This window comes from Rhodococcus sp. USK10 (assembly GCF_019378875.1).
Taxonomy (GTDB): Bacteria; Actinomycetota; Actinomycetes; order Mycobacteriales; family Mycobacteriaceae; genus Rhodococcus_F; species Rhodococcus_F pseudokoreensis.
Genome location: NZ_CP076048.1, coordinates 1,555,127 through 1,567,348, shown reverse-complemented (window position 1 = coordinate 1,567,348; position 12,222 = coordinate 1,555,127). Strand labels below are relative to the sequence as shown.

12 protein-coding genes are annotated in these 12,222 nt (G+C 68.4%); 9 read left to right on the top strand and 3 right to left on the bottom strand.

Annotation, left to right across the window (positions count from 1 at the left end):
- The first annotated feature begins 50 nt into the window (after positions 1-50).
- The 6 genes from cysD (at position 51) to I1A62_RS14200 (ending at position 6,061) form a co-directional block, all read left to right on the top strand.
- On the top strand, positions 51-968 hold the full coding sequence (gene cysD, locus I1A62_RS14225; RefSeq protein WP_219458943.1) for a sulfate adenylyltransferase subunit CysD: 918 nt from the start codon (positions 51-53) through the stop codon (positions 966-968).
- Positions 968-2,818: an adenylyl-sulfate kinase gene (gene cysC, locus I1A62_RS14220; RefSeq protein WP_124395790.1), complete on the top strand. Its 1,851-nt coding sequence runs from the start codon at positions 968-970 to the stop codon at positions 2,816-2,818. The genes cysD and cysC overlap by 1 nt, the downstream gene beginning before the upstream one ends.
- On the top strand, positions 2,808-3,938 hold the full coding sequence (locus I1A62_RS14215) for a 3'(2'),5'-bisphosphate nucleotidase CysQ (protein ID WP_219458942.1): 1,131 nt from the start codon (positions 2,808-2,810) through the stop codon (positions 3,936-3,938). Before cysC ends, I1A62_RS14215 begins: the two co-directional genes overlap by 11 nt.
- The gene (locus tag I1A62_RS14210) at positions 3,935-4,336 is read left to right on the top strand and encodes a limonene-1,2-epoxide hydrolase family protein (RefSeq protein ID WP_206010522.1); all 402 of its coding nucleotides are present in this window, start codon (positions 3,935-3,937) and stop codon (positions 4,334-4,336) included. The genes I1A62_RS14215 and I1A62_RS14210 overlap by 4 nt, the downstream gene beginning before the upstream one ends.
- Positions 4,337-4,428: 92 nt before the next feature.
- Positions 4,429-5,421, top strand: a complete 993-nt coding sequence (locus tag I1A62_RS14205; RefSeq protein WP_219458941.1) for a phosphotriesterase — start codon at positions 4,429-4,431, stop codon at positions 5,419-5,421.
- A 1-nt stretch (position 5,422) separates the two neighbouring features.
- The gene (locus tag I1A62_RS14200) at positions 5,423-6,061 is read left to right on the top strand and encodes a TetR/AcrR family transcriptional regulator (RefSeq protein WP_219458940.1); all 639 of its coding nucleotides are present in this window, start codon (positions 5,423-5,425) and stop codon (positions 6,059-6,061) included.
- A gap of 75 nt (positions 6,062-6,136) precedes the next feature.
- Here I1A62_RS14200 and I1A62_RS14195 read toward each other — a convergent pair whose 3' ends face one another.
- The 3 genes from I1A62_RS14195 to I1A62_RS14185 form a co-directional block, all read right to left on the bottom strand.
- Positions 6,137-7,144 carry an NADP-dependent oxidoreductase gene (locus I1A62_RS14195; protein WP_124395795.1) on the bottom strand — a complete coding sequence of 336 codons (1,008 nt, stop codon included), beginning with the start codon at positions 7,142-7,144 and terminating at the stop codon, positions 6,137-6,139.
- Positions 7,145-7,149: 5 nt separating this feature from the next.
- The gene (locus I1A62_RS14190) at positions 7,150-8,649 is read right to left on the bottom strand and encodes an AMP-binding protein (RefSeq protein ID WP_225858478.1); all 1,500 of its coding nucleotides are present in this window, start codon (positions 8,647-8,649) and stop codon (positions 7,150-7,152) included.
- Between the two features lie 65 nt (positions 8,650-8,714).
- Entirely contained in the window at positions 8,715-9,194 is a 480-nt protein-coding gene (locus I1A62_RS14185; RefSeq protein ID WP_087558304.1) for a MaoC family dehydratase, read from the bottom strand.
- Positions 9,195-9,354: 160 nt separating this feature from the next.
- Between I1A62_RS14185 and I1A62_RS14180 the strand changes: the two genes are divergently transcribed.
- From I1A62_RS14180 to I1A62_RS14170, 3 genes are read left to right on the top strand one after another with little or no spacing between them, the layout of a single operon-like run.
- The gene (locus I1A62_RS14180; protein ID WP_124395797.1) at positions 9,355-10,173 is read left to right on the top strand and encodes an SDR family oxidoreductase; all 819 of its coding nucleotides are present in this window, start codon (positions 9,355-9,357) and stop codon (positions 10,171-10,173) included.
- The gene (locus I1A62_RS14175; protein ID WP_124395798.1) at positions 10,170-10,982 is read left to right on the top strand and encodes an enoyl-CoA hydratase-related protein; all 813 of its coding nucleotides are present in this window, start codon (positions 10,170-10,172) and stop codon (positions 10,980-10,982) included. Before I1A62_RS14180 ends, I1A62_RS14175 begins: the two co-directional genes overlap by 4 nt.
- Entirely contained in the window at positions 10,969-12,222 is a 1,254-nt protein-coding gene (locus I1A62_RS14170) for an acyl-CoA dehydrogenase family protein (protein WP_219458939.1), read from the top strand. The genes I1A62_RS14175 and I1A62_RS14170 overlap by 14 nt, the downstream gene beginning before the upstream one ends.

Genomic DNA, 12,222 nt, shown 5'->3' with positions numbered 1-12,222 from the left:
TCCAAATATGAACCAGTGACCGGTAAGGCACTCGCGACGAGGAGTCGCCCATGACCGCACCGCCCGTGTACGAGTTGTCCCACCTCGGCGCGCTCGAAGCCGAAGCCGTGCACATCTTCCGAGAAGTGGCCGCGACGTTCGAGCGTCCGGTGCTGTTGTTTTCCGGCGGCAAGGACTCGGTGGTGATGCTCCACGTGGCCGCCAAGGCGTTCTGGCCGGCGCCGCTTCCGTTCGCCGTCATGCACGTCGACACCGGCCACAACTTCGACGAGGTCATCGAGTTCCGGGACCGGACCGTCGACCGCCTCGACCTGCGGATGGTGGTGTCGCGCGTGCAGGACGACATCGATGCAGGCCGGGTCAGCGAGGAGCCGGGGCCGCGGGCCAGCCGCAACCGGCTCCAGACCACAGCCCTGCTGCGCGGCATCCGCGACAACGGGTTCGACGCCATCTTCGGCGGCGCCCGCCGAGACGAGGAGAAGGCCCGCGCGAAGGAGCGGGTCTTCAGCTTCCGGGACGAGTTCGGGCAGTGGGATCCGCGCGCGCAGCGTCCGGAACTGTGGAGCCTGTACAACGGCAGGCACCGCAAAGGGGAGCACATCCGGGTGTTCCCGCTGTCCAACTGGACCGAACTCGACATCTGGCAGTACATCAGCGAGGAGAAGATCGCACTGCCGCCGCTGTACTACGCGCACCGCAGGGAGGTCGTGCCCCGCGACGGAATGCTGTTGGCGCACACCCGGTTCCTCACCCTTCTTCCCGGTGACGAGCCGTACGAGGCCCTCGTCCGATTCCGGACCGTCGGCGACGCCACGTGCACGGGCTGCGTCGAATCGTCGGCGACCAGCCCCGAGGCCGTCGTCACCGAGGTCGCCGCGAGCAGGGTGACCGAGCGCGGGGCCACCAGGGCGGACGACCGGATCTCCGAGGCGGGCATGGAAGATCGCAAGAAGGAAGGGTACTTCTGATGCCGCAGTTACTCCGGGTCGCGACCGCGGGCAGCGTCGACGACGGCAAGTCCACCCTCATCGGCAGGCTGCTGTACGACTCCAAGGCGATCTTCGAGGACCAACTCGAGGCGGTCGAACGCACCAGCCGCGAACGGGGCGACGAACACGCCAACCTGGCCCTGCTCACCGACGGCCTGCGCGCCGAACGCGAGCAGGGCATCACCATCGACGTCGCGCACCGCTATTTCGCCACACCGCACCGCAAGTTCATCATCGCCGACACACCGGGGCACGAGCAGTACACGCGGAACATGGTGACCGGCGCGTCGACGGCCGACCTGGCCCTGATCCTCGTCGACGCCCGCAAGGGGATCCTGGAGCAGACACGTCGGCACGCCTTCATCGCCAGCCTCCTCGGAATTCCGCACCTCGTGCTGTGCGTCAACAAGATGGATCTCGTCGGGTGGTCCGAGGAACGGTTCGAGGAGATCAAGGAGGAATTCCGGCAGTTCGCGATCAAACTCGAGGTCCACGACCTCACGTTCATCCCGGTGTCGGCACTGCGCGGCGACAACATCGCGCAACGCACCGCCAACATGCCCTGGTACGAGGGGGCGTCGCTGCTGCACTACCTCGAGCAGGTGCACGTGGCGTCCGACCGCAACCTGATCGACGCACGGTTCCCGGTGCAGTACGTGGTCCGGCCGCAACGCCAGACCGATTCGGTGTTGCACGATTTCCGCGGGTACGCGGGGACGGTCGCCAGTGGGGTGTTCAAGCCGGGCGACGAGGTGGTGGCACTGCCGTCGGGATTCACCTCCACCGTCACCGCCATCTGGGGTCCCGGCGGAACCCGCCTCGACGAGGCGTTCGCACCGTCGGCGGTGTGCGTGCAACTCGCCGACCAACTGGACGTGAGCCGCGGGGACGTGCTGTGCCGTCCCAACAACCGTCCGCTCGTCGGGCAGGAACTCGACGCGATGGTCTGCTGGTTCAGCGAACAGTCCGCGCTGACACCGGATGCCCGGTACACGCTGCTGCACACCACCCGCGCCACCAGGGCGTCGATCGCGCGGCTCGACTACCGGCTGGACGTGAACACCCTGCACCGCGACGAGTCCGCACAGTCGCTGTCGCTCAACGAGATCGGCCGCGTCCAGCTGAGAACGTCGCAGCCGCTGATGTTCGACCCGTACCGCCGCAACCACGTGACGGGCAGTTTCATCCTCGTCGACGAGTCGACCCACAACACGGTCGCCGCCGGCATGATCACCGGGCCGACGCTGTCGCGGTCGAAGGTGGTGTGGCACGCCGCGGCCGTGTCGCGGGACGAGCGGGCGACGCGCGGTCGCACCGTGTGGCTGACCGGACTGTCGGCGTCGGGAAAGTCGACCGTGGCGGTGGAACTCGAGCGCCGCCTGGTCGCGTCCGGGGTGCCCGCCTACCGACTCGACGGCGACAACCTGCGGCACGGTCTCAACGCCGACCTCGGGTTCAGTGCGCAGGACCGCGCCGAGAACGTGCGCCGCGTCGGCGCCGTCGCGCAACTGCTCGCCGACTCCGGGGTGGTCGCGATCGCATCGCTGATCAGCCCGTACCGCGAGGACCGGGACCGGGTCCGGGAACAGCATCGGGCTGCCGGGCTCGACTTCGTCGAGGTGTTCGTCGACACGCCGGTCGACCAGTGCGAGGCACGTGATCCCAAGGGCATGTACGCGAAGGCCCGCGCCGGGGAGATCACGGGATTCACCGGGGTCGACGACCCGTATGAGGCCCCCGAGAACGCCGAACTCGTGCTGCGGCCCGAGGACGGCACGCCGACCGAACAAGCCGCGAGAATTATGGAATTGTTGACACGTGATCACTGACGCACGACTCGCGGCCGACATCGCCTCCGGTGCCGGCGCCCTGCTGCTGGACATCCGCACCGCGGGACTGGGATCGGCCGACGGGCGTGAACTCGGCAGGCGCGGCGACATCGCCGCCGATGCGTTCATCCTCGGCAAACTCGCCGCGGAGCGACCCGAAGACGCGATCCTCTCCGAGGAGTCGGCCGACGACCGGTCCCGGCTGGAGCGGTCACGGGTGTGGATCATCGACCCGCTCGACGGTTCCAAGGAGTACGGACTGCCCGGGCACTCGGACTGGGCGGTGCACGTCGCGCTGTGGGAACGCGGTCGCGGCATCACGGCGGCCGCGGTCGCGCAACCGGCACTGGGCGCCGTGTACGCCAGCGACGACGACAGCCACGCGGTCCATGCCGAACAGCTGCCTGCCCGCCCGCGGATCGTGGTGTCGGCCAGCAGACCGCCTGCGTTCGTCGACGCCGTCGCGACGGACATCGGTGCCGAGGTCACCACCATGGGCTCGGCGGGCGCGAAGGCGATGGCAGTGCTCCGCGGAGACGTCGACGCCTACATCCACGCGGGCGGGCAGTGGGAATGGGACTCCGCGGCCCCCGTCGGCGTCGCCGTGGCCGCGGGCCTGCACTGTTCGAGGATCGACGGAACCCCGTTGGACTACAACGAATCCCACCCCTACCTCCCCGACCTGCTGATCTGCCGGCCGGAACTGGCCGCGCCCCTGCTCGCGGCGATCGCGAAACACGCCACCGACACGGCCGACACCGGACGTGTCGCGATGGCCAGGGCCTACATCGACGCACTGGTCAGTCACGACGCCACCAAGGTGCGTCTCGCGGACAACGCGTGGCGGGTGGAGAACGGGCAGCACACGGGCGAATCGGGAGCGTTCATCCGGGACGAACTCGAGAACGGACTGCAGTACCAGGCCATCCAGGCCGTGCGCGACCTCTCCTTCCACGAATGGGGCGACAACGTGGTGGCCCGCTTCGTGCTCGACCTCGGGGCCACACCCACCGAGGTGACGTCGGTCCGGATCACGGAGCATTTCGACATCCCGGCCGGGGCGATCCAGTCCGTCATGGCCATCATCGAACCGTTCGCGATCGAGAGGGAGGACCGATGACCCCGGACCAGCTGGTTACCCAATTCTGTGCCGAGTGGATCGAGCCCGATCCGGCGAAGATCGCCGAATACTTCGCGGACGACGCCGTTTACCACAACATTCCGATGGAACCCGTCATCGGGCGCGACGCGATCCGCGAGTTCATCGCCGGCTTCATCGTGGCCTTCGGCGGCATCGACTTCCGGGTGCACCGGCAGGTCACCGACGGCGGTCAGAGCCCCAACGCCGAGGAGTCGAGCGGGGTGGTGATGAACGAGCGGATCGACGTGTTCACGCTGAACGGCATCGTCGTCGAACTGCCCGTCGTCGGCGTCTTCGAGATCACCGACGGCAAGATCACCACGTGGCGCGACTACTTCGACATGGCGCCGATCCAGGCGGCGGCCGGCGGTGGGTGACTCGCTACAGTAAATGTTGACGTCAGGTTCAAGTTAGTTCTACGCTGAGCCCGGGGGTATGACGACGGTCACACCCGGAGAGGCGAATCTGCATGAGTCAGGTCAACACGGTCCGCGGACCGATCGACAGCGCCGAACTCGGACGCACGTACATGCACGAGCACGTGTTCGTGGTGACACCCGACGTGCAGCAGAACTACCCGGACGAGTGGGGGAGCGAGGACGAGCGGGTCGCCGACGCCGTCACCAAGCTGCGTGCGCTGGCGGAGCAGGGGGTCCGGACCATCGTCGACCCCACAGTCGTCGGCCTCGGCCGGTACATTCCGCGCATCCAGCGGGTGGCCGAACAGCTTCCCGAGTTGAACATCGTTGCGGCGACAGGGCTGTACACCTACGACGACGTGCCGTTCTTCTTCCATTACCGCGGTCCCGCGCTGGACGCGATGGTGGGGGCCGAGGTGCCCGACCCGATGGTGGACATGTTCGTCAAGGACATCGAAGAGGGGATCGCCGACACCGGGGTGCGCGCCGGCCTGCTCAAGTGCGCGATCGACCACCAGGGGCCGACACCGGGTGTCGAGCGGGTGATGCGGGCCGTCGCGAAGGCGCATCGGCGCACCGGAGTGCCGATCACCGTGCACACCCACCCCGGCAGCGAGGCCGGTCTGCACGTCCAACGCGTGATGTGCGACGAGGAGGGCGTGCGGCCCGACCGGATCGTGCTCGGGCACAGCGGAGACAGCACCGACGTCGACCACCTGACCAGCCTCGCCGAGGCCGGTTTCATTCTGGGGATGGACCGGTTCGGGATCAACCTCGAGACCAGGTTCGAAGCGCGCGCCGACACGCTCGTGGAGATGTGCCGGCGCGGCTTCGCGGGGCAGATGGTCCTGTCGCAGGACGCGTCCTGCTACATCGACTGGATCGACCCGAACCTGATGGCGACCCTGCCGCAGTGGCACTACCTGCACATCGAGAACGACGTGCTGCCCTACGTCCACGAGCGAGGCGTCACCGAGAAGATGATCACCGAGATGCTCGTCGACGTGCCCCGCCGGTACTTCGAGAACGTGGACCCGTACTGACATGTCGCGCCCGCGAACCGCACCCACACCACCGGTCACGGCCCGGGGCGTCCGCACCCGCGATCGCCTCGTCGCCGCGGCCCGGGTGGTGTTCGAGCGTGAGGGGTACCTCGACGCCCGCCTCGTCGACATCAGCAAGGAGGCCGGACTCTCGACCGGTTCCTTCTACACCTACTTCGCCGGCAAGGAGGAAGTGTTCGCGGCGGTCGTGGAGGTGACGCAGAACGACCTCCTGCATCCCGGGATGGGGCGGGTCGAGGACGAGGACGACGTCCACGCGGTCGTCGAGGCAAGTATCCGGGCATACCTGCACGCGTGCCGCCGGAATGCGCGTCTGCTGGCCCTGCTCGAGCAGGTCGCGCACGTCGACCCTGCGTTTCGTGAACTGGAGCGCTCGCGGGACGAGACGTTCTACCTGCGCAACGCGCGGGCGATCGCCGATCTGCAGGACCGCGGTCTCGCCGACGCGTCGCTCGACCCGATGCTGACGTCGAAGGCGTTGTCCGCCATGGTCGGGAGGATGGCGTACGGCTATTTCGTCGGACCTCCCAGCGAGCGGCGATCGCTCTCGTTCGACGAACTGACCGCCGGGCTCGCGCGGATGTGGACGAACGGGCTGCGCATCCCGGACCGCGTATGAGGGCGCGACGGTAGCGGGGGCGTGGACGATGCCCACCGCCGGATCTCGGCGGTGGGCATCGTCGTCACCTCGTGCTCAGCTGATCTTGAGCACGAGCTTGCCGGTGTTGGCGCCGTCGAACAGCAGGTTGAGGGTGCGGCCGAACGCCTCGACGCCCCCGGTCTCGACCTGCTCGCGGGTCACGATCTCTCCGGCGCGGATCCACTCCGCCATCGCTTCCATGCCCTCGGGGAACCGGTCGAGGTAGTCGAACACGATGAACCCCGTCATCGACGCACGGTTGACCAGCAGCGACAGGTACCGGGACGGCCCGGGCTGCGGGTCGGTGGCGTTGTATCCGGAGATCGCGCCGCACAACGCGACCCGGGCGTTCTTGCGGAGCCGGGCCAGTGCGGCGTCGAGGATCTCGCCGCCGACGTTGTCGAAGTAGATGTCGATCCCGTCCGGTGCGGCGGCGCGCAGCGCCTTGCCGACCGATTCGGACTTGTAGTCGATCGCCGCGTCGAAGCCCAGTTCCTCGGTCAGCCACGCGCACTTCTCGGGGCCACCGGCGACGCCGATCACCGTGGCGCCCTTCAGCTTGGCGATCTGCCCGGCGATGCTCCCGACCGCTCCCGCCGCGCCCGAGATGAGCACGGTGTCGCCCTTCTGCAGCCTGCCGACGTCGGTGAGACCGAAATAGGCGGTCATGCCGGGGAATCCGAGCGCGCCGAGCCATGTCGGCGCCGGGGCGAGCGACTCGTCGACGGCGAGCGCGCCGCGGCCGTCGGAGAGCGCGTACTCCTGCACGCCGAACTGTCCGGACACGAGTTGGCCCTCGGGGAACTTCGCGTTCTTCGACGCCACCACCCGGCCGACGGCGTGGGTGCGCATCACCTCGCCGATCGCGACCGGCGGCACGTACGACTTCACGTCGTCGAGCCACCCGCGCATCGCCGGGTCGAGAGACACGTAGTCCACCTTGACGGTGAATTCGCCGTCCGAGGGTTCGGGTATCGGTTCCGACGTGATCTCCCACGTGGAGTCGTCGGGACGGCCGACCGGACGCTTCGCCAGTCGGATCTGCCTGTTCACGGTTGTCACGGTGTTCACCTTTCGGGTACTTCTGCGGTCAGTGCGTCTTTTCTCAGTGCGGTTCTGTCGATCGACCGTTTGAGGATCTTGCCGGTCGACCCCTTCGGGAGGGAGTCGACGATCGAGACGATCCGGGGAATCTTGTATGCGGACAGTCGTTCCCGGGCCCAGCCGGTCAGCTGGTCGCCGTCCAGCCCGGAACCGGGGACGGTGGCCACGACCGCGGCCACCTCCTCGCCGTAGTGATCGTCGGGGACGCCCACGACGGCGGCCTCGAGGATGTCTGGGTGCGTGTACAGGACCTCCTCGATCTCACTCGGGTACACGTTGTAGCCGCCCCGGATGATGAGATCCTTCACCCGGTCGACGATGCGCAGATCCCCGTCCGCATCGATCTCGCCCAGGTCCCCGGTGCGCAGCCAGCCGTCCGGGCCCAGGACGGCGGCGGTGTCGGACGGCCGGTTCCAATAGCCCTTCATCACCGTCGCACCCTTCACGTACACCTCGCCGACGGTCCCGGGCGGGCAGGCGAGCCCGTCGTGGTCCCGCACCTCGACCGCAAGCCGGGGCACCGCGCGACCCGTGTAGCCGATCTTCCCGCCGCGATCGATGTCGTTGAACGTGCCGAACGCGGTGGTCTCGGTGAGCCCGTAGCCCTCGAGGATGGTGCATCCGAAGCGGGACTCGAATTCGCGGGCCACTTCACCCGGAAGTGATGCGCCCCCGGAGATGGCGATGCGCAGTTGCGTGAAGTCCGGCGAGTCGGTGCCGTCCGCGGCATGCAGCATGGCGTTCCACATCGTCGGTACACCGGCCATGATCGTCAGGCGGTCGCGGCGGAGCAGGGCGAGCATCGCCGCCGGATCGAATCGGGCCAGCAGCGTCAGCGACCCACCGCCGGTGAACGTCGCCATCATGACCGACGCCTGGCCGAACACGTGGAACAGCGGAAGTCCGGTGCCCGTCCGATCGTCGCTCGAACCGCGACTGCATTCGGCGCCGATCTCGCCGCCGGACAGCAGGTTCCCCACCGTCAGCTCCGCGCCCTTCGGCCGCCCGGTGGTGCCGGACGTGTAGAGGATGGCGGCGGTGTCGTCGCGGTCCCGCTCGGCGACGGGAACCGGCTCGGTGTCCGGCGACGCACTGTCGGGGGTGAGCGTCCAGACCGGGATGTCCAGTGCGGCGGCCGCGTCGGCGATCGCGGGCCCGAGTTCGTGCCACACGATGGCGAGTGCGGCGCCGGCATCGGTGAGGACGTACGCGCTCTCGGGCCGGGTCGACATCGTGTTCACCGGCACCACGACGCACCCCGCCGCCTGAATGCCGAGGTACGCGACCACGAACTCGGGCACCGAGGGTGCGGCCAGCAGGATTCGGTCGCCGGGGGACAGGCCCGCTTCCACGATCGCTCCGGCGTATCGGGTGCTCGCGGCCCGCAACTGTCCGTAGGTCAGGGTGCTGTCCGCACCTCGCAGCGCGATGTTGCCGGGAGTGGCGTCGGCGTGGCGGGACACCGGGTCGAGCACATTCGCCCGTGAGTAATTGTCAACCGCAAGCGGTTCACAAGTGCTCACGGCTGCTAGCCGGCCTCGACGACGCGGGCGACGGACTCGGACACGACCACCGGTTTGTCGGAGCCCTCGCGCTCGACGACCTGGGACATGGTCACCTGGATGCCGCCCCCGACCTGTTCCGCGGATTGGATGGTGGCACGCATCCGGATGCGCGAACCCACCGGCACCGGCGCGGGGAAACGGACCTTGTTGTAGCCGTAGTTCAGGCTGTGCGCGAAGCCGTCGAAGCGCAGCAGGGTCGCCGACAGGGCCGGTCCGAGGGACAGGCTGTAGAGGCCGTGCGCGATGGTGCCGCCGAGCGGGCTTGCGGCGGCGCGCTCGGGATCGATGTGGATCCACTGGTGGTCGCCGGTGGCGTCCGCGAAGGCGTTGACGCGTTCCTGGGTGACGTCGTGCCAGTCGGTGGGGCCCAGCTCCTTGCCGATCAGCGCCGTGAGCTCGTCGAAGCTCGCGGGGCGAACGGGCAGTGCGGTGGTGTCGGTCATCTGTCTCCCTCGATTCCGGGTGGTGCAGGGCCTGGATGTGTCACGTTGGCTGTATCGGAAGTCGTGTGTTGCCGACCCCAGACACTTGAACTTGACGACGGATTCAACTATACAAAAGAGAGACGCGAGTCACAACGCACGGCGAAGGAGAGGACACCTCGTGAAGGTTGCACAGAAGGTCGCCATCGTGACCGGCGGTGGAGGCGGAATCGGCGGGGCGATCGCGGACCGTCTCGCCGCGCAGGGCGCCAAGGTGCTGGTCGCCGATCTCGACCCGGACGCAGCCGTCGCCGTCGCGGACGGCATCAACGCCCGCCACCCGGGATCCGCCGTCGCCGAAGGTGGCGACGTCGCGGACGCCGATCAGATCCGGCGCATCATCGACCGCGCGGAGACCCAGTTCGGGCCGGTCGATCTCTACTTCGCCAACGCCGGCATCGCGGGAGCGCCCGGCCTCGACGCCGGCGACGCCGACTGGGACGTCGCGTTCGACGTCAACGTCCGCGCCCACATCCGCGCCGCCCAGCAGCTCGTGCCGAAGTGGATCGCTCGCGGCGAGGGCTATTTCGTGTCGACCGCCTCCGCGGCCGGCCTCCTCACCCAGATCGGCTCGGCGACCTACGCGGTCACCAAACACGCGGCCGTCTCGTTCGCCGAATGGCTGTCGGTCACCTACGGGGACGACGGGGTTCGCGTCAGCTGCCTCTGCCCGATGGGAGTCGAGACGAAGTTGATGCGCTCCGGCGAGAACTCGGGCGATCCCCTCGGCGTCGCTGCCACGAAGGCCGTCGTCTCGGCGGGGGAGGTGCTGCAGCCCGGGCAGGTCGCCGACATCGTCCTCGACGCCGTGGACCGGGAGACGTTCCTGATCCTGCCCCACGAGAGCGTCCTCACCATGTACCGGCAGAAGGGGTCCGACTACGACCGCTGGCTGCGCGGGATGCGCCGCTACCAGAGTGCGCTGCTGGAGCACGCGTGACCGGCGAGCCCGCAGACCTGGTCCTCGCCGAGCGGCGCGGACCGGTCCTGGTGCTGACGTTCAACCGGCCCGGCAAGCTGAACGCCTGGACCGACGACCTCGAGGACCGCTACTTCTCGCTGCTCGTCGACGCCGAGGACGACCCGGACGTACGCGCGATCGTCGTGACCGGCGCCGGGCGCGGGTTCTGCGCCGGCGCCGACCTCGGCCGCCTGCAGACCGTCGGTGACGTGTCCGACGCGGACCTCCTCCGCCCACGCCCCCGCGACCTTCCCGCGACGCTGAGGAAACCGCTCGTCGGGGCGATCAACGGGGTCGCGGCCGGTCTCGGGATGGTGGAGGCCCTCTACTGCGACGTCCGGTTCGCGTCGGCATCGGCTCGGTTCACGACCGCGTTCGCCAAGCGCGGCCTGATCGCCGAATACGGCATCTCCTGGCTGCTGCCCCGGCTCGTCGGACGCAGCCGGGCCACCGACCTGCTGCTGTCGAGCCGCATGGTGGACGCCGAGGAGGCGCTGCGCATCGGACTCGTCGACCACCTCGTGCCGGACGGTGCGGTCGTCGACGCCGCGGTCGCCTATGCCGCGGACCTGGCGGCGCACTGCTCGCCGACGTCGATGGCCGTCATCAAGACCCAATTGCAGAACGACGCGGACGGCACGTACGCCGACTCCGTGGCGCGAGCGGAAGGCCTGATGTTGCAGGCGTTCCGCGGGGCCGATCTCGTCGAGGGCGTCCAGAGTCACCTCGACAAGCGCACACCCGTGTTTCCCTCACTACCCGTCAGGAGTTCTCATGTCCCTGTTTGACATTTCCGAACGCGCCCAGCAGTTGCAGGTCGATCTGCGGGGGTTCATGGATTCGCACGTGTATCCGGCGGAGGCGGTGTACGAGGAGCAGATGCGCGAGTCGGGGGATCCGCATTTCCAGCCGCCGGTCCTGGAGGAGCTGAAGGCGGAGGCGCGGCGCCGGGGGTTGTGGAATCTGTTCCATCCGCACCCGGGCACGGGCGCCGGGTTGACCAACCTCGAGTACGCGCCGTTGGCGGAGATCATGGGGCGCAGCCACATTGCGTCGGAGGCGTGCAACTGCAACGCGCCGGACACGGGCAACATGGAGGTGCTGGAACTGTTCGGCACGGCCGAGCACAAGGAGAAGTACCTGAAGCCGCTTCTCGACGGGACGATGGCGTCGGCGTTCGCGATGACCGAGCCCGCGGTGGCGAGTTCGGACGCCACGAACGTGGAGTTGTCGATGGTGCGTGACGGCGACGAGTACGTGCTGAACGGCCGCAAGTGGTTCGCGTCGAACGCGTTGCACCGCAACTGCAGGGTGCTGATCGTGATGGGCAAGACGGATCCGTCGGCGGCGCCGCACCGGCAGCAGTCGATGATGGTGGTGCCGATCGATGCGCCCGGTGTGACGGTGATGCGGGGGCTGCCGGTGTTCGGGTACCAGGACCGCGAGGGGCACGCAGAGATCGATTTCGCCGATGTGCGGGTGCCGGTGACGGACGTGCTGAAGGGTGAGGGCGAGGGATTCGCGATTTCCCAGGCCCGGCTGGGTCCGGGCCGGATCCACCACTGCATGCGGGCGATCGGAATGGCGGAGCGGGCACTCGAATTGATGTGCCGCCGGGCCTCGTCGCGGGTGACGTTCGGGAAACCGGTCAGTGAGAACGCGAACATCCAGGATTGGATCGCGGAGGCGCGCATCGACATCGAGATGATCCGCCTGCTGACGCTGAAGGCGGCGTATCTGATGGACACGGTGGGGAACAAGGAGGCGCGGACGGAGATCGCGGCGATCAAGGTGGCGGCGCCGAACATCGCGCTGAAGATCGTGGACCGGGCCATCCAGGTGCACGGCGGCGCGGGCGTCACCGACGACTTCCCCCTCGCCATGGCCTGGGCGCACCTGCGCACCTTGCGCCTGGCCGACGGTCCCGACGAGGTCCACAAGCGCGCCATCGCGCGGCAGGAACTGCGGCAGTACCGCGACGCCGCCGCGGGCGCCTCCTCCAACGGGCACAAGGTTGCGGTGAGCTGA

Bases quoted from the DNA above. Each gene is read 5' to 3' on its own strand.
- cysD (WP_219458943.1), top strand. From the start codon at position 51: ATGACCGCACCGCCCGTGTACGAGTTGTCCCACCTCGGCGCGCTCGAA.
- cysC (WP_124395790.1), top strand. From the start codon at position 968: ATGCCGCAGTTACTCCGGGTCGCGACCGCGGGCAGCGTCGACGACGGC.
- I1A62_RS14210 (WP_206010522.1), top strand. From the start codon at position 3,935: ATGACCCCGGACCAGCTGGTTACCCAATTCTGTGCCGAGTGGATCGAG.
- I1A62_RS14205 (WP_219458941.1), top strand. From the start codon at position 4,429: ATGAGTCAGGTCAACACGGTCCGCGGACCGATCGACAGCGCCGAACTC.
- I1A62_RS14200 (WP_219458940.1), top strand. From the start codon at position 5,423: ATGTCGCGCCCGCGAACCGCACCCACACCACCGGTCACGGCCCGGGGC.
- I1A62_RS14185 (WP_087558304.1), bottom strand. From the start codon at position 9,194: ATGACCGACACCACCGCACTGCCCGTTCGCCCCGCGAGCTTCGACGAG.
- I1A62_RS14170 (WP_219458939.1), top strand. From the start codon at position 10,969: ATGTCCCTGTTTGACATTTCCGAACGCGCCCAGCAGTTGCAGGTCGAT.